This window comes from Streptomyces sp. NPDC054956, assembly GCF_053609185.1.
Genome location: NZ_JBSGXB010000040.1, coordinates 14,885 through 37,448, shown reverse-complemented (window position 1 = coordinate 37,448; position 22,564 = coordinate 14,885). Strand labels below are relative to the sequence as shown.

Annotated in this window: 16 protein-coding genes; 8 read left to right on the top strand and 8 right to left on the bottom strand. The window is 70.2% G+C overall.

The genetic code is table 11. From position 1 onward, the window contains the following. Positions 1-150 precede the first annotated feature (150 nt). Entirely contained in the window at positions 151-2,241 is a 2,091-nt protein-coding gene (locus tag ACWGDE_RS10395; RefSeq protein WP_453388574.1) for a prolyl oligopeptidase family serine peptidase, read from the bottom strand. Positions 2,242-2,337: 96 nt separating this feature from the next. Here ACWGDE_RS10395 and ACWGDE_RS10390 point away from each other — a divergent pair, with 96 nt between their 5' ends. Then, positions 2,338-3,891: an MFS transporter gene (locus ACWGDE_RS10390; protein ID WP_453388573.1), complete on the top strand. Its 1,554-nt coding sequence runs from the start codon at positions 2,338-2,340 to the stop codon at positions 3,889-3,891. 1 nt (position 3,892) lies between these two features. Here ACWGDE_RS10390 and ACWGDE_RS10385 read toward each other — a convergent pair whose 3' ends face one another. From ACWGDE_RS10385 to ACWGDE_RS10375, 3 genes are all read right to left on the bottom strand, one after another. Then, complete coding sequence (locus tag ACWGDE_RS10385) at positions 3,893-4,450, bottom strand: hypothetical protein (RefSeq protein ID WP_453388572.1); 558 nt, start codon at positions 4,448-4,450, stop codon at positions 3,893-3,895. A 70-nt stretch (positions 4,451-4,520) separates the two neighbouring features. Further along, a complete protein-coding gene (locus tag ACWGDE_RS10380) occupies positions 4,521-5,918 on the bottom strand; it encodes a cytochrome P450 (RefSeq protein ID WP_453388571.1) in 1,398 nt (465 codons plus the stop codon). A 130-nt stretch (positions 5,919-6,048) separates the two neighbouring features. Continuing rightward, positions 6,049-6,690 carry an excalibur calcium-binding domain-containing protein gene (locus tag ACWGDE_RS10375; RefSeq protein ID WP_453388570.1) on the bottom strand — a complete coding sequence of 214 codons (642 nt, stop codon included), beginning with the start codon at positions 6,688-6,690 and terminating at the stop codon, positions 6,049-6,051. 269 nt (positions 6,691-6,959) lie between these two features. Between ACWGDE_RS10375 and ACWGDE_RS10370 the strand changes: the two genes are divergently transcribed. Beyond that, on the top strand, positions 6,960-7,589 hold the full coding sequence (locus ACWGDE_RS10370) for an ADP-ribosyltransferase (RefSeq protein ID WP_453388569.1): 630 nt from the start codon (positions 6,960-6,962) through the stop codon (positions 7,587-7,589). A 65-nt stretch (positions 7,590-7,654) separates the two neighbouring features. Further along, positions 7,655-8,095, top strand: coding sequence for a hypothetical protein (locus tag ACWGDE_RS10365; RefSeq protein WP_453388568.1), 441 nt, complete (start codon positions 7,655-7,657; stop codon positions 8,093-8,095). Between the two features lie 751 nt (positions 8,096-8,846). Here ACWGDE_RS10365 and ACWGDE_RS10360 read toward each other — a convergent pair. Together ACWGDE_RS10360 and ACWGDE_RS10355 are read right to left on the bottom strand one after the other, a co-directional pair. After that, the gene (locus tag ACWGDE_RS10360; RefSeq protein ID WP_453388567.1) at positions 8,847-10,376 is read right to left on the bottom strand and encodes a helix-turn-helix domain-containing protein; all 1,530 of its coding nucleotides are present in this window, start codon (positions 10,374-10,376) and stop codon (positions 8,847-8,849) included. 57 nt (positions 10,377-10,433) lie between these two features. Next, a complete protein-coding gene (locus tag ACWGDE_RS10355) occupies positions 10,434-10,928 on the bottom strand; it encodes a MarR family winged helix-turn-helix transcriptional regulator (protein WP_453388566.1) in 495 nt (164 codons plus the stop codon). A 94-nt stretch (positions 10,929-11,022) separates the two neighbouring features. Here ACWGDE_RS10355 and ACWGDE_RS10350 point away from each other — a divergent pair, with 94 nt between their 5' ends. The 5 genes from ACWGDE_RS10350 (at position 11,023) to ACWGDE_RS10330 (ending at position 18,660) form a co-directional block, all read left to right on the top strand. Then, positions 11,023-11,895 carry a haloalkane dehalogenase gene (locus ACWGDE_RS10350; RefSeq protein ID WP_453388565.1) on the top strand — a complete coding sequence of 291 codons (873 nt, stop codon included), beginning with the start codon at positions 11,023-11,025 and terminating at the stop codon, positions 11,893-11,895. A 316-nt stretch (positions 11,896-12,211) separates the two neighbouring features. Next, positions 12,212-14,941, top strand: a complete 2,730-nt coding sequence (acnA, locus tag ACWGDE_RS10345) for an aconitate hydratase AcnA (RefSeq protein ID WP_453388564.1) — start codon at positions 12,212-12,214, stop codon at positions 14,939-14,941. Positions 14,942-15,277: 336 nt separating this feature from the next. Next, on the top strand, positions 15,278-16,729 hold the full coding sequence (gene ngcE, locus ACWGDE_RS10340) for an N-acetylglucosamine/diacetylchitobiose ABC transporter substrate-binding protein (protein ID WP_453388563.1): 1,452 nt from the start codon (positions 15,278-15,280) through the stop codon (positions 16,727-16,729). Between the two features lie 44 nt (positions 16,730-16,773). Continuing rightward, a complete protein-coding gene (locus tag ACWGDE_RS10335; protein ID WP_453388562.1) occupies positions 16,774-17,718 on the top strand; it encodes a carbohydrate ABC transporter permease in 945 nt (314 codons plus the stop codon). A 12-nt stretch (positions 17,719-17,730) separates the two neighbouring features. Next, positions 17,731-18,660 (top strand): carbohydrate ABC transporter permease, encoded by a 930-nt coding sequence (locus tag ACWGDE_RS10330; RefSeq protein ID WP_453388561.1) that lies wholly within the window; start codon positions 17,731-17,733, stop codon positions 18,658-18,660. Here ACWGDE_RS10330 and ACWGDE_RS10325 read toward each other — a convergent pair. Next, complete coding sequence (locus ACWGDE_RS10325) at positions 18,653-19,384, bottom strand: MgtC/SapB family protein (protein ID WP_453388560.1); 732 nt, start codon at positions 19,382-19,384, stop codon at positions 18,653-18,655. The two genes, ACWGDE_RS10330 and ACWGDE_RS10325, sit on opposite strands and share 8 nt — an antisense overlap. Positions 19,385-19,414: 30 nt before the next feature. Next, complete coding sequence (gene mgtA, locus ACWGDE_RS10320) at positions 19,415-22,135, bottom strand: magnesium-translocating P-type ATPase (protein WP_453388559.1); 2,721 nt, start codon at positions 22,133-22,135, stop codon at positions 19,415-19,417. Positions 22,136-22,564: the final 429 nt, after the last annotated feature.

Sequence of the window (22,564 nt, the reverse complement as noted above, 5' to 3'; positions counted from 1 at the left end):
CGCACCGTGCCCCCCCCAGAGGTGCCTTTACTTATGGGGTTGCCCACGGGGCCGGGGGGACTCACGCGTACCCCCGGTACAAAACGTCGCCCCCGCACCCCACGACCATCGGCTCCGGGGCCCTTCCGTGTTCCGTCCGTCCGTGCGGACTCAGCCCAGGCCCAGCTCCTTGCGGAAGAACTCCAGCTCCAGGGCCATGATCTTCTCCCGCGCCCCGCCGGGGGTCATGTGCGTGACGCCCGGCAGCGCCAGCAGCTGGTGCGGGCGGCCCGCGTCGGTGAGGGCCTGCGAGAGCCGCAGGGTGTGCGAGGGGTGGACGTTGTCGTCGGCCAGGCCGGTGACCAGCAGCAGCGGCCGGCTCAGCCCCGCCGCGTCGGGGATCAGGCAGTCGCGCTCGTAGACCTCCGGGTGCTCCTGGGGAAGACCCAGGTAGCGCTCGGTGTACGCCGTGTCGTAGTGGCGGAAGTCGGTCGGCGCGGCCCCGGCGGCGGCCGCGTGGAAGACGTCCGGGCGGCGCAGCACCGCGAGCGCCGAGAGGTAGCCGCCGTAGGACCAGCCGCGGATGGCGACCCGGGTCAGGTCGAGGTCGCCGTGGCGTTCCCCGAGCGCGTGCAGGGCGGCGACCTGGTCCTCCAGGGTGACGTCGGAGAAGCCCCGGTACATGGCGTGCGTGAACGAGGGCGAGACGTAGGCGGTGCCGCGGTTGTCGATGGTGATCACGGCGAAGCCCTGGTCGGCCCACCACTGGCGGTGCTGCCAGCGCCGCGGCTCGGCGCTGACGTCCTGCGCGCCGGGGCCGCCGTAACTGTCGAGCAGGACGGGCAGCTTCGTGCCGGGGACGTGCCCGCGCGGCAGCACCAGGGCGGTGGGGACCGTGCGCTCGGTGACCCGTTCCAGTACGGGGACCACCCGGTACGGCAGCGGCTGCGACAGGTCGCCGGGGACGAACTCCCGCCCGTCGGCGGTCCGCAGGACGCGCCGGATGCCGTCGGCGTCGGCGGAGGTCAGCAGCAGCGCGCCGCCCGACGCCTGGACTCCGTGCACCCCGGGCCCGTCCGCGAGCGGGGTCAGCCCGCCCGTGTCCGGGTCCAGCAGGAGCACCTGCTGCTCGGAGGGGTCCCGCTGTCCGGCCTCGATCAGCAGCCGGTCGCCGTGGACCCCGGCCACCTTGCGGACCTGGATCCCGTCCCCGGTCAGGAGTACGCCGTCCAGCGCGAGCGCCCGGGCGCCGCCGCCCGGGGTGTCGGCGCTGGTGAGCATCCGCCCGTCGGCCAGGCGCGCCGGGGTGCCGGGGAGCAGGGGGTCCACCCACTGGGGGTGCGTGGTGCGGGACAGCTCGCGGGTGCGTCCGGTGGCCGGGTCGGCGGAGAGCAGGAGCACGTTGCGCTGGAGCCGGTCCTGCACGGTGAGCAGGATCTCCGAATCGCTCTCCCAGCCGGCGTCGGAGACGTACGGGTACGCCTCGGCGTCCCGGTCGAGGCGTACGGGCGCTTCCCCGTCCGGGCCGAACACCCAGAGCTGGACGTCGGCGTTGGGGCCGCCCGCCTCGGGGTACGCGAAGTCCTCGGCCGGCAGCTCCGGCCGCGCGGGGTCGGCGAACCAGCGCCGCTGGAGGGCGGATTCGTCGACCCGGGCGGCGAGCAGGCTCCGCCCGTCGGGGGACCACCAGTGCCCCCGGTCGCGGCCGAGCTCCTCGGCGGCGGCGAACTCGCTGACGCCCCAGCGGGCCCCGTCGTCGGGGCTGATCCGGCCGCCGGGGGCGGTGTACAGGACGTCGTCGGCCACGTAGGCGACGCGCGAGCCGTCGGCGTTCGGGCGGGGGTCGAAGACGGGCCCGGCGGCCGGGACCTCCTTGGGAACGCCCGCCCCCGTTCCCGCTCCGGCGTCGCAGGCGACCTCGTACAGCCGCCCGTACAGGGCGAACACCGCGCGGCGGCCGTCGCCCGAGAGCGCGTACGAGCCGATCCCGTCGGCGACCAGCCGGGTCCGCTCGCGCAGCCGGCGCTCGGTGACGGGCAGGGGCGCGGGGCCGGGGGAGAGCTCGCGGGGGTCGGCGAGGCGGGTCTCGGTGCCGGTGGCGGTGTCCAGGACCCAGAGTCCGTCGAGGGGGTCGGTGGGGCCGGTGGAGCGGAGGAACCAGAGGAGCCGGCCTTCGTCGCCGAAGGCGAAGGCGCGCGGGGCTCCGTAGGTGAACCGGGCGGTGCTCGCGGAGAGCCTGAGGAAGTCATCCATGCGATCCATGGGGCTAGTGTGGCATGTGAAATAGCACATACCACAGACCGTAGGACTAGGCCGTTCGAGTGGTAGACCCCGGGTAACAGGTTTAGCGTCGAAAAAGTGGACCGGAACCCTTCGCCTAGCAGTACCAGCACCGGGACCGACGGCAAGGTCCGAAGCGGTGGCAACGGGCTCGCCCTGCTCGTGATCGCCTCCTGCCAGCTCATGGTCGTTCTCGACATCACCATCGTGAACATCGCGCTGCCGCACATCCAGACCGCGCTCGACTTCTCCACCGAGAGCCTGTCCTGGGTGGTCAACGCCTACACCCTCACCTTCGGCGGCCTGCTGCTCCTCGGCGGCCGCACCGGCGACATCCTCGGCCGGCGGCGCGTCTTCATCTTCGGCGTCCTGCTCTTCGGGCTCGCCTCGCTGCTGGGCGGACTCGCCCAGAACGCGGGCCAGCTGATGGCCGCCCGCGCCCTCCAGGGCGTCGGCGGTGCCATCGCCTCTCCGACCGCGCTCGCGCTGATCACCACGACCTTCCGCGAAGGACCGGAACGCAACCGGGCGTTCGGGGTCTTCGCCGGAGTCTCGGCGGGCGGCGGCGCGATCGGACTGCTGGCCGGCGGCGTGCTCGTGGAGTGGCTCAACTGGCGCTGGGTGCTCTTCGTCAACGTCCCCATCGCCCTGCTGATCGCCCTGGTCACCCCGAAGGTGATCCGCGAGTCCGAACGCCACTCCGGACACTTCGACTTCGCGGGCGCCCTGCTCTCCACCGTCGGCATGGTCGCGCTGGTCTACGGGTTCATCCGCGCGTCCCAGGACGGCTGGCGGGACGGGCTGACGCTCGGCTCCTTCGCGGTGGCCGTGGTCCTGCTCGTCCTCTTCGTCCTCAACGAGCGGCGATCGCCGCAGCCGATCACCCCGCTGCACATGTTCGCCGACCGCAACCGGGCCGGAACGTACGCGATCATGCTCTTCTTCGCCTGCGCGATCTTCGGCATGTTCTTCTTCCTGACCCTCTTCGTGCAGAACGTGCTGGGCTTCAGCCCGTTGCGGGCCGGACTCGCCTTCCTGCCGGTCAGCGCGATGATCGCGGTGACCGCCGGGATGACCTCCCAGCTGCTGCCGAAGTTCGGGCCGAAGCCCTTCATGGTGACCGGCTCCCTGCTCTCGGCATCCGGACTGGCCTGGCTCACGCAGACCGACATCCACTCGACGTACCTGGGCAGCATCCTGGGCCCGATGCTGCTGTTCAGCGCCGGCATGGGCATGCAGTTCGTGTCCCTGACCCTGATGGCCCTCTCCAACGTCTCCGACCGGGAGTCGGGCGCGGCCTCCGGGCTGCTCAACGCCACCCAGCAGGTGGGCGGTTCGCTCGGCCTGTCCATCCTGGTCACCGTCTTCGGCACGGCCAGCCGCAACGAGGCCAAGGACCAGGTGGGTTCCTTCCTGCGCACGGCCACACCGGAGCAGAAGGCCTTCTTCGCGAAGACCAAGCAGTACCCGAAGCCGTGGTCCGACCAGGTCCTCACCTCGGGCGTGAGCGCGGCCTTCGTGGCGGCCGCCGCGTTCACCCTGGTCACGGCGCTGGTCGCGCTCTTCGTCATCCAGGTCCGCCCTTCGGACCTCGCCCGGCTGCAGGGCAACCACACCCCGACGGCGGTCTGAGCTACCGCCCCGGGCCGGCCAGGGCCCCGCGCAGGCGGGCCGCGTCCCGCGCGGTGTTCATGCGCAGCGAGAGCCAGGAGCCGTCCGGGAAGGCGAGGTCCACGCGGGTCCGCCGACGGCGGGGGCGCGGAATCCGGCGCAGCACGGCTTCCGTGGTGCGGGCGGCCCGGGCGGGGTCGGAGCGGCCCCAGGGCGGGTGGGCCGTCAGCCGGCCCGGCTCCGCGCGGAAGGTGGCCTCGGGCCCGTGCTCCCGCGACTGCCAGCGCGTCCAGTGGAACCCGTACAGGGCCAGGGCGAGCCGGCCCGCCTCGCTGTGCCAGCCGCCGCGCAGGGCCGGGCCGTGCAGCAGGCGCCCGGCGAGGCGGGCGAGGCGCTCCAGGGGATCGAGGAGCGCCGCCGCCGCGTCGGCGAGGTCGTCGGGCAGGGCCGTCAGGAACCGGACGAGGAAGAACCGGCCGAGCCGGCGCGCGAACGAGGGCCGGGCCGGGAGCCCGGGCAGCAGTAGGTACGGAGGCCGGCGTGCATAGGGGGACAATTGCCCCGGAATCTCCTCGTCCATCGGGACATCATGACCGCCGGAGCCCTACGCGTCCACGCGCCGGAGCTCTACGCCTGCACGCGCCGGAGCTTTACGCCTGCACGCGCCGGACCCGGCAGCGCGCCGGTCCCCGCGTCTGCAGGGTGATCCCGGCGGCGACGGGGATCTCCGTGTCCACGGCCTCGAACTCGTAGGCCCGCAGGATCATCGCCAGCGCGACCACCGACTCCAGCATCGAGAAGTGCTGCCCGATGCAGGCGCGCGGCCCGCCGCCGAACGGGAACCACGCGTAGCGCGGACGGGCCGCCTCCGCCTCCGGGGTGAACCGGTCGGGGTCGAAGCGCTCCGGGTCCGGCCAGTAGCGGGGGTGGCGGTGGGTCACCCAGGGCGACAGGATCACGTCGGCGCCCGCCGGGATCGTGTGCCCGTCGACCTCGGCCGCGGCGACCGAGCTCCGGCCGATGGTGGGGGCCGCCGGGTAGAGCCGCATGGCCTCCTTGAGTACCTGTGTGAGGTACGGGAGGCGGTCGAGGTCGGCGGCCCCGGGCGTACGGTCGCCCAGGACGGCGGCGATCTCGGCGCGGGCCCGGTCCTGGAACCCGGGGTGGCGGCCGAGCAGGTGGAGGGAGAAGGCCAGCGAGGTGGCGGTGGTCTCGTGCCCGGCGAGCAGGAAGATCAGGACCTGCTCGCGCAGTTCGGTGGCGTCGAACTGCCCGTCGTCCGCGCTCGACGCGGCGGCGAGCAGCGACAGCAGGTCCTCGCCCTCGCCCCCGCCCCCGGCGGCGGCGCCCCGCCGCCGGGCGATGATCCCGTCGCAGACCCCGTACAGCTCCTCGAGGGCGGCGGCCGCCCGCTTGTTGACCGGCGTGGGCCAGGTGCGGGGGAGGTTCACGGGGGAGTAGCCGCGGCGCAGCGCGAACGCGGTGATGACCGGAAAGCAGCGGTGCACCACGTCGGCGGTGGCATCCACGTCGGTGCCGAACAGGATCCGCGAGACGGCGCGCAGCGCGAGGGCCGTCATCTCGTCCGCGACGTCGACCGTCCCGTCCGCGGCCCCCTCCCAGGCGCTCAGGGTCGCGGCGGTCTCGTCCGCGACGGCCTGCGCGTACCCGTCCACCCGGCGCTTGGTGAACAGCGGCTGGACCAGCCGCCGCTGGCGCAGGTAGTCCTCGTCCTGGCTGGTCAGCAGGCCGTTGCCGAAGGAGTCGCGGACCTCCTGGTAGAAGGCGTTGTCCTTGCGGAAGTTGGCCGCCTGCGCGGCCAGCACCTGCTGGACCCCCTCGGCCGAGAACACGCAGGTCAGCTCGGAGCGCAGGCCGGGCGGGCCGGCCGTGACCCGGACCACGTCGCCGTGCTCCCGCAGGGCGCGCAGGTACGTACCGAGCGAGTCGGATCTCAGGTCGGCGAGCGAGCCGAGCAGCGGGCTGCCCGGGAGGAGGGGAGTTTCTGTGGCGGCGCCGACGCCCGCCCGTGTGGTTTCTGATGCCATGGCCCCCGCCCTCAGCGATGTACCGACGGGTCGATTCTGACGCCCGCCGGCGCCCCGGACGAGGGCCCCTCACTCATACGGCCGAATAGCGCCGCCGGAAAATCGCCGTCGAACTCGGCTCCCGGCAGGGTTATTTGTCGCAGGCGATGCCGTCGTTGTCGCGGTCGAGGTGCTTGCCGTAGCCGGGCTGGCCGCGCCGGATGGGCGCGGCGCCGGCCGCCTTGGCCTCGGCACAGCTCTTGTAGTACACGTCCTTGGGGCCGGGAGCCGGGGTCGGGGAGGAAGCGCCCGGGCCGGTCCCCGGCTTCGTCTTGCCGGGCGTCGCGGCGGGACTCGGGGCCTTGGACGGGTGCAGGGTGGCTCCGGCCTTCTCCGGGCACGGGGTGCCCGGTACGACGAGCGAGATCTCGACGACGGTGTCGGGCGGCAGCGGGCTCCCGGCCGCCGGGGTCTGGAAGCAGACCACCCACTGCGGGTGGGCTGCGACGAGCGGGACGTCGCTGTAGGCGCTGCGTGCCTCGACCGGCTTGGTGACCATCGGCTGGAGGACGGACTCGGCCTCGGTGGACTTCTTGCCGATGAGCGAGGGCATCGCGGGGACCGATGAGGGCGCGCTCGCTGAGGGCGCGCTCGGCGAGGGCAGCGGGCCGGGCTTGTCGGAGCTCTTCGGGGTGCTCCCGCCCTCGCAGCCGGAGAGCGTCAGCGCGAGGGCCCCCGCCACCGCCGCCACCGCGAGGCCTCTGCCGCTCCGGTACCCGATCCGCTGAAACATGTGACCCCCCACGGCCGACGCTGAGCTGAACCGCCGCAGCATACGCCGACCTGCGCCGCGCGTACGGCGAACGGACATCCGGCGCTCGCCGGACCGGTCGGCGAGCCGGCCCGGCGGGAACGTCCGGAGGCGCGGGAGCGGGCTCGGTTCCGAAGGATCGTTCCTCCTTCAACTCGCCGTGATCTCAAGGCAGTCGGGGCAATCGACGACACGCTCACCAACGAGTGAGGATGCCCCGGCGGGCGGCGCGGGGACGCGAGGGTGAGCTCATGATCACCTATGCCCTGCGGCGCCGCGTCGCCGTGCTCGCGACCGCCCTCGCCGCCGCCCTGCTGCCTCCGGCCTCCGCTTCCGCTTCCGTTCCCGCCGCCCCGGCCTCCGTCCGGGCGGCCGCCCCGGCGAACTCGTGCCCGCGGGTCACGGACCACCTCTTCGCCGCCGCCGACGAACGCGTCGAGCTGGAGCGCATCACCCCCTCCCCGTCCTGGCGCATCAACTGCAAGCAGCTCTACCGCTCGGACGGCCGCCCGCCGTCGGTGGTCTTCGAGGAGGGCTTCCTCCCCAGGGACACCCTCAACGGCCAGTACGACATCGAGAGCTACGTCCTGGTCAACCAGCCCTCCCCGTACGTCTCCACGAGCTACGACCACGACCTGTACAAGTCCTGGAGGAGCGGCTGGAACTACTACATCGACGCCCCGGGCGGGGTAGACGTCAACCAGACCATCGGCGACACCCACAAGTGGGCCTCCCAGGTGGAGGTGGCCTTCCCCGGCGGCATCGCGCGCAAGTTCATCGTGGCCGTCTGCCCGGTCGACAAGGTGAAGAAGGTGGAGATCATGGACAAGTGCGAGGACAACCCCTACTACGAGCCCTGGCGCACCAACTACCCCGGCTGAGCCCGTGCCGGCGGCGCGGCCGGAAGCCTGTCGTCCGGCCCGCCGCCCCTGGAACCATCCCGGACATGAAGAGATCCGCGCGCGCCGCCGCCACCGCCCTGCTCCTTTTCGTCGCCGCCCTGGGCCTCTCCGCGCCCACCGCCGGCCCGGCCCTCGCGGCCAACTGCCCCACGTGCGTCGACAACGCCTCGGTCACGGCCGAACTCGGCCCGGCCTGGGGAGGCCAGAGCACGCTGGGCGCCGATTGCCACGGGTGCTGGCCGAACGAGGCCCCGTCGGGCCGGACCGTGCAGGCCACCGGCTGTACCGGGTGCTGGCCGTCGAACGCCGAGCCGGGCCGGGCCGTCCAGGCGGGCGGCTGCGGCAACTGCTGGAGCGAACCCGCGGCCGCCGGCCCCGTCGCGTCCCGGCAGGGCCGGATCGTGCAGGCGGGCGGCTGCAGCACGTGCTGGCCGTCCGGCATCGCCGCCCCGTCCCGCTGGAACGGCGACTACGGCAACGCGTAGCCCCCGGCGGAGCCGGGGCCGTCGGCCCTCCAGTTGGCCCGCAGCAGGACCTGGAACGTACTGGAAGCGAAGGTGACGTCCGTACCGCCCTTGTGGAACGCGGACCCACCCGTGGGGCCCTTCGCCCCGGCCGGTCCACCCCAACGGGAAGCAGGACCGTTTCCCCAGGTCAGAGCGGTTCCCGGAAGCACGAAAGGCCAGCGCCGGAGCTCCCCGTGAGGACGAGCGACGCCGGCGACGACCAACCGCCCTGCGGGCACACTTCGGGCAGGCCCGAAACGATGGCGCCGGCGAGGCCGCGGTCGGAGCATCGGTGGCGCGGGGGAGTCCACTGGGGGAGTCCCCGCCTCTACGAGGGGGCGTTCGATGGCGGGTACGTCTGCACGGAACAACGACCACCCCGTCGACGTGATGCAGGGGGCCAATTACGGCACGCGCTTCATGGGGTTCCCTGGAGAGCGGCTGGAGCAACTTCTGGTGCTGGACCACCGGCGAGCTGCACAGCGGCGGCAACCGGACCTGGTACCGGGTCGTGGCGAGCAACGGGAACACCGGGTACGTCCCGGCCGGCGTCGTGCGGACGGCCAGTTGGTTCGACGCCAACCCCAGCGCCTACGGCCTGCCCCACTGCTGACGGGCCCGGCCGAAGGCCGCGCGCGGACCCATGTGCGCGAAGGACCCCCTCGCTCTCCGCGGAGCGCGAGGGGGTCCTTCACGTCGGGCCGCCCGGGCGGCCCCCATACCGACGGGCTCAGATGTCCCGGAAGATCTCGATCTGGGCGCCCACCGAGTTGAGGCGTTCCGCCAGTTCCTCGTAGCCGCGGTTGATGACGTAGACGTTGCGCAGGACCGAGGTGCCCTCGGCCGCCATCATCGCCAGGAGGACGACCACCGCCGGGCGCAGGGCCGGCGGGCACATCATCTCGGCCGCGCGCCAGCGGGTGGGGCCCTCGACCAGGACGCGGTGCGGGTCCAGGAGCTGGAGGCGGCCGCCGAGGCGGTTGAGGTCGGTCAGGTAGATGGCCCGGTTGTCGTACACCCAGTCGTGGATCAGGGTCTGGCCCTGGGCCACGGCCGCGATGGCGGCGAAGAACGGGACGTTGTCGATGTTCAGCCCGGGGAAGGGCATCGGGTGGATCTTGTCGATCGGCGCCTCGAGCTTCGACGGGCGGACGGTGAGGTCCACCAGGCGGGTGCGGCCGTTGTCGGCGCAGTACTCGGGCGAGCGGTCGTGGTCGAGGCCCATCTCCTCCAGGACCGCGAGCTCGATCTCCATGAACTCGATCGGGACCCGGCGGATGGTCAGCTCGGACTCGGTGACCACGGCCGCGGCCAGCAGGCTCATCGCCTCGACCGGGTCCTCGGAGGGGGAGTAGTCCACGTCCACGTCGATGTTCGGGACGCCGTGGACCGTCAGGGTCGTGGTGCCCACGCCGTCCACCCGGACGCCGAGCGCCTCCAGGAAGAAGCACAGGTCCTGGACCATGTAGTTGGAGGAGGCGTTGCGGATGACCGTGGTGCCGTCGTGCCGGGCGGCGGCCAGCAGCGCGTTCTCGGTGACGGTGTCCCCGCGCTCGGTCAGCACGATCGGGCGGTCCGGGGAGACCCCGGCCTCGACCTGGGCGTGGTAGATGCCCTCGGTCGCGGTGATGTCCAGGCCGAAGCGGCGCAGGGCGATCATGTGCGGCTCGATGGTGCGGGTGCCGAGGTCGCAGCCGCCGGCGTAGGGCAGCTTGAAGTGGTCCATCCGGTGGAGCAGGGGACCGAGGAACATGATGATGCTGCGGGTGCGGCGGGCCGCGTCCGCGTCCATGGCGTCCATGTCGAGGCGGGCCGGCGGTACGAGTTCCAGGTCGACGCCGTCGTTGATCCAGCGGGTGCGGACGCCGATGGAGTTCAGGACCTCCAGGAGGCGGTAGACCTCCTCGATGCGGGCGACCCGGCGGAGCACCGTGCGGCCCTTGTTGAGCAGCGAGGCGCACAGCAGGGCGACGCACGCGTTCTTGCTCGTCTTGACGTCGATGGCGCCGGACAGGCGGCGGCCGCCGACCACGCGCAGGTGCATCGGACCGGCGTAGCCGAGGGAGACGATTTCGCTGTCGAGGGCTTCCCCGATGCGGGCGATCATCTCAAGGCTGATGTTCTGGTTGCCGCGCTCGATCCGGTTCACGGCGCTCTGGCTGGTGCCGAGTGCGTCGGCGAGCTGACTCTGTGTCCAGCCCCGGTGCTGCCGGGCGTCACGGATGAGCTTGCCGATGCGTACGAGGTAGTCGTCTGCCATGGCTGCACCGTATCTCAGATATGAGATCTCGCCTGCGTCGGGTGCGCCGAACGGGTGTTACCGGTCGTCAGCTCCCATGGTGGGGCCGGCGTGCGCGTGGTGCGCGACGAGCCGGCCGAGCAGCCGGGTGAGCTGCTCCCGCTCCGGTGCGGACAAAGGGGACAGAAGCTCCTCCTGGGCGGTGGCGAGCAGTTGCTCCAGCTTGCGCAGCCGGCGCCGGCCCGCGGCCGTGAGGGTGATGACGTTGCGCCGCCGGTCGGCGGGGTCCGGGGTCCGCTCGACCAGTTCGCGTTCGGCGAGTTCGTTGATGACGGAGACCAGGTCGCTGCGGTGGATGCCGGTGCGCCCGCTGAGCGTCGCCTGGCTCGCCGGGCCGAACTCCTCCAGGGCGACCAGGGCCGCGTAATGCCATGTGCGGGCATCTGCCCCGTTCAGTCCCTCGGCGACGAGTCGTTGGGCCTGCGCCGAGGCCTGGGCGAGCAGTCGGCTGGGCAGTTCGCGCAGTCGCGCCGGGACGGCGCCCCGGGCGCCTTCGTCCTCTTCCGTGGTCATGCCGGGATCGTACCCCTTGCGTTCGTGGCACTAACGATTTAACTTCATTGGTGTCACAAACGTTAGTGACACCAACGAACCGGAGGGGACCGTCATGCCCACGATCGACGTACTCGACTCGACGATGTACTACGAGGAGCTCGGCGCCCCCGACGGCGTCCCCTTCGTCTTCCTGCACGGCAACCCGACCTCCTCCCACCTGTGGCGGGGCGTGCTGCCCCGGATCGGCGGCCGGGCCCGCGCCCTCGCCCCGGACCTCATCGGCATGGGCCGCTCGGGCAAGCCCGCGGGCGCGTACCGCTTCGGGGACCACGCCCGCTACCTCGACGCCTGGTTCGACGCCCTCGGCCTCGACGAGGTCGTGCTCGTCGGCCAGGACTGGGGCGGCGCCCTCGCCTTCGACCGGGCGGCCCGCCACCCGGAGGGCGTCCGGGGCCTGGCCTTCATGGAAACGATCCTGCACCCGATGGGCTGGGAGGACTTCCCGCCCGCCGCCCGCCCCCGCTTCGAGGCGCTGCGCACCCCGGGAGTGGGGGAGGAGATGGTCCTCGACCAGAACCTCTTCATCGAGGACGGCCTCTCCAAGACGATCCTGACGGGCCCGCTCTCCGAGGCCGACCACGCCGTCTACGCCGCCCCCTACCCCACCCCCGGGAGCCGGCTGCCCATGCTCCAGTGGGCCCGGTCCATGCCGATCGACGGCGAGCCGGCCGACGTCACCGCCCGGGTGGAGGCGTACGACGCCTGGCTGGCCACGAGCCCCGAGGTGCCCAAGCTGCTCCTCACCTTCGACGGCTCGCCCACCCTGATGACCGGTCCGGAGGCGGCCGCCTGGTGCGAGCGGAACGTCTCGGCGCTGGAGAGCGAGTACTGCGGCACCGCCGCCCACCTCTGCCCGGAGGACCGCCCCGAGGAGATCGCCGCCGCCCTCACGGCCTGGTCCGCCCGCCACGCCCTCACGGCCTGATGCCCCCACTGCCTGACGCCCTCACCGCACGGCGCCCGGCGCCCGTGCCGGGGGCCCGCGCCGGCTCCGGCCGACCGCCTCCGCTCCCCCCGCCCGGCGGGCGGAGGGCAGGCCGGACACCGCCCCCGACCTGCGCGCGCATGCCGCGCCTCGTCTCCGAGCTCGTGTATGTACTAGAGTTATCTCGACATCGAGATATCTGCCCCTGACGTACCGCAGCCGTCCCGCTGGTAAGGGTTACCTAACTTAGCCTCACCTCAGCGGATTGGCCAGAGTGCCTCACGGCAGGATTGCGGTAAAACGCGCGAATTCATGCATGAAGGAGACTGTCGTGTCGGCGAACAGCTTCGACGCCCGCAGCACGCTGCAGGTGGGCGACGAGTCGTACGAGATCTTCAAGCTGGACAAGGTCGAGGGCTCCGCCCGCCTGCCCTACAGCCTGAAGGTCCTGCTGGAGAACCTGCTCCGTACCGAGGACGGCGCGAACATCACCGCCGACCACATCCGGTCGCTCGGCAACTGGGACTCGCAGGCCCAGCCCAGCGAGGAGATCCAGTTCACGCCGGCCCGCGTGATCATGCAGGACTTCACCGGCGTTCCCTGCGTCGTGGACCTCGCCACCATGCGCGAGGCCGTGAAGGCCCTCGGCGGCGACCCGGCGAAGATCAACCCGCTGTCGCCCGCCGAGATGGTCATCGACCACTCGGTCATCGCCGACAAGTTCGGCACGGCGGACGCCTTCGCGCAGAACGTCGAGCTGGAGTACGGCCGCAACAAGGAGCGCTACCAGTTCCTGCGCTGGGGCCAGACCGCCTTCGACGACTTCAAGGTCGTCCCCCCGGGCACCGGCATCGTCCACCAGGTCAACATCGAGCACCTGGCGCGCACGGTCATGGTCCGCAACGGCCAGGCGTACCCCGACACCCTCGTCGGCACCGACTCGCACACCACGATGGTCAACGGCCTGGGCGTACTGGGCTGGGGCGTCGGCGGCATCGAGGCCGAGGCCGCGATGCTCGGCCAGCCGGTCTCCATGCTGATCCCGCGCGTCGTGGGCTTCAAGCTGACGGGCGAGCTGCCCACCGGCACCACCGCCACCGACCTCGTGCTGACCATCACCGAGATGCTCCGCAAGCACGGCGTCGTCGGCAAGTTCGTCGAGTTCTACGGTGAGGGCGTCGCCGCCACCTCGCTCGCGAACCGCGCCACCATCGGCAACATGTCGCCGGAGTTCGGCTCCACCGCCGCGATCTTCCCGATCGACGACGAGACGCTGAAGTACCTGCGCCTGACGGGCCGCGACGCCCAGCAGGTCGCCCTGGTCGAGGCGTACGCCAAGGAGCAGGGCCTGTGGCTGGACCCGGCCGCCGAGCCGGACTTCTCCGAGAAGCTGGAGCTCGACCTCTCCACGGTCGTCCCCTCCATCGCCGGCCCGAAGCGCCCGCAGGACCGCATCGTCCTCGCCAACGCCTCGCAGCAGTTCGCCCAGGACGTGCGCAACTACGTCGAGGACGACGACGAGGCGGGCAAGGAGTCCTTCCCGGCCTCCGACGCCCCGGCCGCGACCAACGGCGTGCCGACCCGCCCGACGCTGGTCACGCTGGCCGACGGCTCGTCCTTCGAGATCGACCACGGCGCCGTCACCGTCGCCGCGATCACCTCCTGCACCAACACCTCGAACCCCTACGTCATGGTCGCCGCGGCGCTCGTGGCCAAGAAGGCGGTCGAGAAGGGCCTGTCCCGCAAGCCGTGGGTCAAGACCACCCTGGCCCCGGGCTCGAAGGTCGTCACCGACTACTTCGACAAGGCCGGCCTGACCCCGTACCTCGACAAGATGGGCTTCAACCTCGTCGGGTACGGCTGCACCACCTGCATCGGCAACTCCGGTCCGCTGGACGAGGAGATCTCGAAGGCGATCAACGAGCACGACCTCGCGGTCACCTCGGTCCTCTCGGGCAACCGCAACTTCGAGGGCCGCATCAACCCCGACGTCAAGATGAACTACCTGGCCTCCCCGCCGCTGGTCGTCGCGTACGCCATCGCGGGCTCCATGAAGGTGGACATCACCAAGGACGCCATCGGCACCGACACCGAGGGCAAGCCGGTCTTCCTGAAGGACATCTGGCCCTCCGAGGCCGAGGTCAACGACGTCGTGGCGAACGCCATCGGCGAGGACATGTTCTCCAAGTCCTACCAGGACGTCTTCGCGGGCGACGCCCAGTGGCAGGCGCTGTCGATCCCGACCGGCAACACCTTCGAGTGGGACCCGCAGTCCACCTACGTGCGCAAGCCCCCTTACTTCGAGGGCATGACGATGGAGACCACCCCGGTCTCCGACATCGCCGGCGCCCGCGTGCTGGCGAAGCTGGGCGACTCGGTCACCACCGACCACATCTCCCCGGCCGGTGCGATCAAGGCCGACACCCCGGCCGGCAAGTACCTCACGGAGCACGGCGTCGAGCGCCGCGACTTCAACTCGTACGGTTCCCGCCGCGGCAACCACGAGGTCATGATCCGCGGTACGTTCGCCAACATCCGCCTCCGCAACCAGATCGCGGCGGGCACCGAGGGCGGCTTCACCCGCGACTTCACCGTCGAGGGCGCGCCGGTCTCCTTCATCTACGACGCCTCGCAGAACTACCAGGCCGCCGGCATCCCGCTGGTCATCCTGGCGGGCAAGGAGTACGGCTCGGGCTCGTCCCGCGACTGGGCGGCCAAGGGCACGGCGCTGCTCGGCGTGAAGGCCGTCATCGCGGAGTCCTACGAGCGCATCCACCGCTCCAACCTGATCGGCATGGGCGTCCTGCCCCTGCAGTTCCCCGAGGGCGCCACGGCGGCCTCCCTGGGCCTCACCGGCGAGGAGACCTTCGCCTTCACCGGTGTGGAGGAGCTCAACAACGGCACCACCCCGCGCACCGTCAAGGTGACCACCGACACCGGTGTGGAGTTCGACGCGGTCGTCCGCATCGACACCCCCGGCGAGGCGGACTACTACCGCAACGGCGGCATCATGCAGTACGTGCTCCGCAACCTGATCCGCGGCTGAGCACGGCCGAGCACGGCCGAGCGCGGCTGAGCACATAACGGCACCAAAGGGCCGTACCTCCGTTAAGGGGGTACGGCCCTTCCGTTTCTGCGGGGGGCTCCGGCGGTCCGGGTCAGGTGACGGTGAGGTCTCAACTCGGAAAAGCCGGGGCTCAGACCTGCACATGATCTTGCTCACAGGAGCGGAAGTGGACTATACCTGTGCCCGTCCGGATCACCGCGAAACGAGCGGCCCCGGACGGGGGGACGGCGGGGACCTGCGGTGATGCCCGCATGCGCGGCAACAGCCGTACTTTCCTTCCTCCTTCACACTCCTGACGAAGGCGAGGACTTGAGCATGGGATCCACCTCCGCCCACGGCGAGAACAGCAACGGTGAGGGCCTCGGCCGCCGGGACCTGATCAAGCGCTCCGCGGCACTCGGCCTCATCGCCGTACCGACGATGAGTTTCCTGTCGGCGTGCGCCTCGGGCTCCGACGAGACCACCAAGGGCAACGAGTCCAAGGTGGCCGTCACCAAGGAAAACCCGTTCGGCGTCGCCAAGGGCAGCAAGCTCGACGTGGTCGTCTTCAAGGGCGGCTACGGCGACGACTACGCCAAGGCCTGGGAGGCGGCGTTCGACAAGAAGTGGGGCACCACTTCCTCCCACCTCTCCACCCAGGAGATCACCTCCAAGCTGCAGCCGCGCTTCAACGGCGGCAACCCGCCGGACGTCGTCGACGACTCCGGCGCCCAGCAGATCAAGCTGGACGTGCTCGCCAAGGGCAACCAGCTCGCCGACCTCACCGTCGTGCTCGACGCCCCCTCGCTCGACGACCCGAGCAAGAAGGTCCGCGACACCCTGATGCCGGGGACCATCGAAGGCGGCATGATCGGCGGAAAGTTCGTCGCGCTGCAGTACGTCTACACCGTCTGGGGCCTGTGGTACTCGGGCAAGCTCTTCAAGGAGAAGGGCTGGACCGCGCCGAAGACCTGGCCCGAGTTCATGGAGATCTGCAAGAAGGCCAAGGAAGCCGGCATCGGCGGCCTGGCCCACCAGGGCAAGTACCCGTACTACATCAACGTCGCCATCATGGACCTGATCGCCAAGAAGGGCGGCCTGGATGCCATGAAGGCGATCGACAACCTGGAGCCGAACGCCTTCGCGGACAACCCGGTCGCGCTGGAGGCCGTCGAGGCGATCTACGAGATCGTCGAGAAGGACCTGCTGCTGCCGGGCACCAACGGCCTGACGCACACCGAGTCCCAGACCCAGTGGAACCAGTACAAGGCCGCCTTCATCACCTCCGGCTCCTGGCTGGAGAACGAGCAGCTCAAGCAGACCCCGGACGACTTCGACATGCAGTTCCTGCCGATGCCGCTGCTGCCCGGGAGCAAGCTGCCCTTCGAGGCCATCCGCGCCGGCGCCGGCGAGCCCTTCATCGTCCCGGAGAAGGCCGCCAACAAGGCCGGCGGCCTGGAGTTCCTCCGCGCGATGCTCTCGCGCGAGTGGTCCACCCTCTTCGCCCAGCAGGCCAACTCCCTCACCGTCCTCAAGGACGGCGTGGACCCGACGGTCAAGCTCCGTCCGGGCACGCAGTCGGCCGTGGCCGCCCTCAAGGCAGCCGGGGACAACACCTTCAACTACCGTTACTCCGACTGGTACAGCGAGATGGGTACCGAACTGGAGAACGCGTCCAATGAGCTGATGGCCAAGCGCATCCAGCCGAAGGAGTGGATCAAGCGCGCCCAGGCTGCGGTAGACAAGGCTGCCAAGGACCCGAACGCCAAGAACAACAAGCGCAGCTGACAACAGCGTCCACCGGGAACCCGGAAACATCAGGGACGGACACCATGAGCCACGTAGCAAACAGCAAGGGGCGGGGCGGCTTCATCGCCGGCTTCCTCATCCTGCCCCTCGCGCTGTATCTGACCTTTGTCATCTGGCCGTACATCCAGACGTTCGGCTATTCCTTCACCAACTGGACGGGTCAGTCACCGACCTTCGACTTCGTCGGGCTGGACAACTATTCGGCCCTCCTGAAGGACGAGGTCTTCCGCGGCGCGCTGCTGCACAACCTGCTGCTCCTGGTGTTCGTCCCGGTGGTCACCATCCTGATCTCCCTGTTCTTCGCCTTCATGCTGAACGCCGGAGGGCGCAGCGGGGCCGGTGGAGTCCAGGGAGTGGCGGGTTCCGCCCTCTACAAGGTGATCTACTTCTTCCCGCAGGTCCTCTCCCTCGCCATCCTCGCGGTGCTCTTCGGAGCCGTGTACCGCAGTGACCAGGGCGGTCTGCTGAATGGATTCCTCGTCAAACTGGGCCTGATCGACGCGGCCCACCCGATCGAATGGCTCAACGAGCCCAGGTTCGTCCTCTGGTGCCTGCTGCTCGTGGTCGTCTGGCACGGGGTCGGCTTCTACCTCGTCCTCTTCTCGGCCGCCATGCAGTCGGTGCCCAAGGACATCTACGAAGCGGCACTGCTCGACGGCGCGGGGCGCGCCCAGACCTTCTTCAAGGTCACGCTGCCCCTGCTGTGGGATTCTGTGCAGACCTCCGCGGTCTATCTGGGAATCGCCGCGATGGACATGTTCGTCCTCGTGTCGACCATGACCTCGGGCCAGTTCGGCGGCGGACCGGACCACCACAGCGAGGTCATGGCGACGGTGCTGATGCGAAACTTCCTCTACTTCGGCAAGGCCGGCTACGCCTGCGCCATGGGGGTCGTGATGCTCGTCCTCACCCTGATCCTCTCCGCCATCACGCTGCGGGCCACTCGCCGCGAGCACGTCGAGTTCTAGCGGGAGACCACGATGACCACAGTGATCAAAGCACCGGGCGAGGCGGCAGCCGAGAAGCGCGCCGCCGGCACCGGGCAGACCCGCGGCCGGAACAAGAGCGGTTCCGACGGGATGGTCCTCAACGTCTTCTCGCACGGCTTCCTCGCCGTGTGGGGGATACTGATCATCCTGCCCCTGATCTGGCTCGTGCTCGGCTCGTTCAAGACCGACGCGCAGATCGGCGGCTCGGCCCTGAGCTGGCCGGCCCACTGGGAGTTCGACGCCTTCGGCCGTGCCTGGACCAAGGGCATCGGGAGCTACTTCGCCAACACGCTGATCGTGATGGTGTTCTCGGTTCCGCTGACGATGCTGCTCGGCTCCATGGCCGCGTACGTCCTGGCCCGCTACCCGTTCACGGGCAACCGGGTGATCTACTACTTCTTCGTCAGCGGGGCCATGTTCCCGGTCTTCCTGGCGCTCGTCCCGCTGTTCTTCATGGTCAAGCGGCTGGACATGCTCAACTCGTACCAGGGCCTGATCCTGGTGTACGTGGCGTACTCGATGCCGTTCACCGTCTTCTTCATGCACTCGTTCTTCCGGACGCTGCCGACGGCCGTGCACGAGGCGGCGGTGATCGACGGGGCCTCGCACACCCGGATCTTCTTCCAGGTGATGCTGCCGATGGCCAAGCCCGGCCTGATCAGCGTCGGGATATTCAATGTCCTCGGGCAGTGGAACCAGTACATCCTGCCGTCCGTGCTGATGCAGCCGCAGACGGGATCGGACCCCGAGCGCTACATGCTCACCCAGGGCCTGATCCAGCTGCAGTACCAGATGGGGTACGAGACGGACCTGCCGGTGCTGTTCGCCGGCGTGACCATCGCGATGATCCCGATGCTGGTGGTCTACCTGTCCTTCCAGCGGCAGATCCAGGCCGGTCTGACTTCCGCCACGCTCAAGTAGCGGTGGCGGAGGGGTCGGGCACCACCGACCAGCTGACCGCCGAGACGGAGGGGTCGAGAGAGAGGTTGCTGACGGCTTCCTCGAGCATCCGGCCCCCCTCGCCCTCGGCGGTCAGCAGCGCGGACACCGTCACCAGGCCGGCCTCCGGGCCGTCCTGACTGCGGATCGAGCGCAGCTGGTAGCCCGGCCGGCCCAGCGCGTCGACCAGCCGGTGGCGGATGTGGGCCTCCTCCGCCTCCAGGCACACGGCCTCGAAGTGGAAGTCGGTGGCCACCTCGGCCCCGCCGCCCGGCTCGCGGTCCATGCGCCGGCCCAGCGGGCGCAGCAGGAGGTTGGCCCCCACCACGCCCGCCGTGCCGAAGGCCGCCAGGACGAACATCCCGGTGCCGGCCAGGCAGCCCACGGCCGCCGAACACCACAGGGTGGCGGCCGTGTTCAGGCCCCGCACGCTCAGCCCGTCGCGCATGATCACGCCCGCGCCGAGGAAGCCGATCCCCGAGACGATCTGGGCGGCGACCCGCGAGCCGTCGTACTGGACCACCGAGACCTCGCTGATGAACCCGTACTGCGAGAGCAGTACGAACAGCGCGGCCCCGCCCGCCACCAGGGCGTTGGTCCGCAGGCCCGCCATCCGGGCCCGCCACTGCCGTTCCAGGCCGATGGCCGCCCCGAATCCGAGCGCCGCGGCCAGATGCCCGGCCATCTCCCATTCGGTGAGCATCATCGGCCCTCTCCCTTCTCCTGCGCCGGGCTCCTAGAGCCAGGTGCCGAACTTGCGGATGTACACGGTCTTCAGCAGCTGCGTGAGCGTGCAGTACGCGAGCAGTACGCCGATCAGCCACGGGAAGTAGCTCGCCGGCAGGGCCACGAAGCCCAGCGACTCGGCCAGCGGCGAGAAGGGCAGGAAGAGCCCGGTCAGCACCGCGAGGACGGTCATCACCATCACCGGCCAGGAGGCGCGGGACTGGATGAAGGGGATCTTGCGGGTACGGATCATGTGGACGATCAGGGTCTGCGAGAGCAGCCCCTCGATGAACCAGCCGGACTGGAAGAGCGCCGCGTGCTCCATGGTGTTGGCCGCGAACACGTTCCACATGATGGCGAACATCGCGATGTCGAAGATCGAGCTGATCGGGCCGATGCAGATCATGAAGCGGCCGATGCCCTTGGCGTCCCAGTTGCGGGGCTTGCGCAGGTACTCCTCGTCCATCCGGTCCCACGGCGTGGCCAGCTGCGCGATGTCGTAGACCAGGTTCTGCACGAGCAACATGATCGCGAGCATCGGCTGGAACGGGATGAAGGCGCTCGCGACCAGCACCGAGAAGACGTTGCCGAAGTTCGAGCTGGCCGTCATCTTGATGTACTTGATCGTGTTGCCGAAGGTGGTCCGGCCCTGGATCACGCCCTGCTCCAGGACGGTCAGGTCCTTCTCCAGCAGGATGATGTCGGCCGACTCCTTGGCGATGTCGACGGCGGTGTCCACCGAGATGCCGACGTCCGCGTCGCGCAGCGCGGCCGCGTCGTTGATGCCGTCGCCGAGGAAGCCGACGGTGTGGGCGTCGGCCTGCAGGGCCCGCACGATCCGGGCCTTCTGGACCGGGTTGACCTTGGCGAAGACCGTCGTACGGGCGGCCAGCTCGCGCAGCTGCGCGTCGTCGAGGGCGTCGATCTCGGTGCCGCCGACCACGTGGCCGACGGTGAGGCCGACGTCGGCGCAGACCCGGGCGGCGACCAGCTCGTTGTCGCCGGTGACCACCTTGACCGCGATGCCCTTGTCCGCGAGGCCCTGCAGGGCCAGGGCGGCGTCGGCCTTCGGCGGGTCGAGGAAGGCGAGGAAGCCGACCAGGGTCAGCCGGTCCTCGTCGGCGACGGTGTAGGTGTCGCGCGGGCGCTCGATCGTGCGGGTGGCGACCGCGAGGACGCGCAGGCCCTTGCGGTTGTTGTCCTCGGCGATGCGGGTGACGTGCCACCGCAGCTGCTCGGTCAGTTCGACCTTCTGCCCACGGTCCGTCATGTGGGTGCACAGCGCGAGGACTTCCTCGACGGCACCCTTGGTGATCATGACGTGTTCGGAGCGGCCGAGTTCGCCCACGATGCTGTTGCGGTTGAGGACCACGGACATCCGGCGCCGGGCGAAGTCGAAGGGGATCTCGTCGACCATCGAGAACCGTGCGTCGACGACAACCTCCTCGGCCTCGTTGACGCGGTCGATGACCGCCTGGTCCATCAGGTTCTTCAGGCCCGTCTGGAAGTGCGAGTTGAGGTAGCCGTACTCCAGGACCTCGTTGTCGTCGTTGCCGTGCACGTCGAGGTAGCGGTCCAGGACGATCCGGTCCTCGGTGAGGGTGCCGGTCTTGTCCGTGCAGAGCACGTCCATGGCGCCCAGGTTCTGGATCGCGTTGAGCCGCTTGACGACGACCTTGCGCTTGGACATGGCCACGGCGCCGCGCGCCAGGTTGGCCGAGACCACCATCGGCAGCATCTCGGGGGTCAGACCGACCGCCACGGCGATGCCGAGGAGGAAGGCGGCCTCCCAGTCGCCCTTGGTGAAGCCGTTGATCATGAAGACGATCGGGACCATCACCAGCATGAAGCGGATCAGCAGGAAGCTGACCTTGCGCACGCCGGTGTCGAAGTTGGTCTCCGGGCGCTCGCCGACCAGGGAGCCGGCCATCGACCCGAAGTAGGTGCCGGCGCCCGTGGCGACGACGACTCCGGTGGCGGTCCCGGAGGTCACCGAGGTACCCATCAGGCAGATGTTGTCGGCCTCGACGGGGTCGGTGGTCTCGAACTGGCCGAGGTCCTCCGCCCGGGTGTCGGCCTTGGCGACGGGCAGCGACTCGCCGGACAGCGCCGCCTGGCTGACCATCAGGTCCTTGGAGGTGATCAGCCGCAGATCGGCCGGGATCAGGTCGCCGGCGGCCAGCTTGACCACGTCACCGGGGACCACCTGGTCCATCGGGATCTCGAAGGTGGTGGGGCCCGAGCCGCTGCCGGCCCGGCGCTGCACCGCGCAGGTGGTGGTGACGAGCTTCTTGAGCGCGTCGGCGGCCCGGCCCGAGCGGAACTCCTGCCAGAAGCGCAGCAGTCCGCTGATGCCGACCATCACCGAGAGGATGATGACGCCCGGGTCGGCGGGGTCCTGCCAGTACATGACGGCGGCCAGGAAGACCAGGACGCCGATGAAGGGGTTCCAGTACGCCTTCGCGAGCTGGAGGCTCCAGTGCGGGGCGCGCTCGTGGGCGACGACGTTGGGGCCGTGCCGCTCCAGGCGCAGCGCGGCCTCGGCGTGGGTGAGGCCGTTGCGGGTGGCGGACAGATCCTGGAGGACCTCGGGTCCGGTGGCGGCGCTGGATTCGGCGAGCCGCTCGCCGACGGCCCGGGTGCGGGCCTCCAGCTCGGCGGCCTTGCGTTCGCGGCGGGCCCGGCCCGGCGGTGCGAGCTTCGTGGGGGTACGGGGGGTGAGCATGGTCATGACGAAAACCTCCCTCCACGGTGTCCGGGCAGCGCGAAGCCGAGCGGTCACGTGGAGTGATCATGGGTCGGCGCGGAGTGGCACGTACGGCCACGGGGCACGCCGATGGGCATGGATGACGCCCGCCCGACGGGTGCGTCAGGGCGTGCGGAAGGGGTTACGAAGATGAATGCAGAAACGCGCGGGGGCGGCATGGAGCCGCGGCCGTGCACACTCGAAGAAGGACCGACTGCTCGAAGAGGTCAGCCGCGGAGAGCGCTGCAAGGACTTCGATCGGGACTCATCCCGAACACCTCCTCGCGTAGCGCTGTCATTACAGGGCGCCCGGTCCGGTCGTGAAGAAGACCGTGGAAGACCGACGCCATGGCGACCGTAGCACGATGTGGAGGGAGGTTCTCTCATACTTATGACCAGTAGTGGCCGATTCGT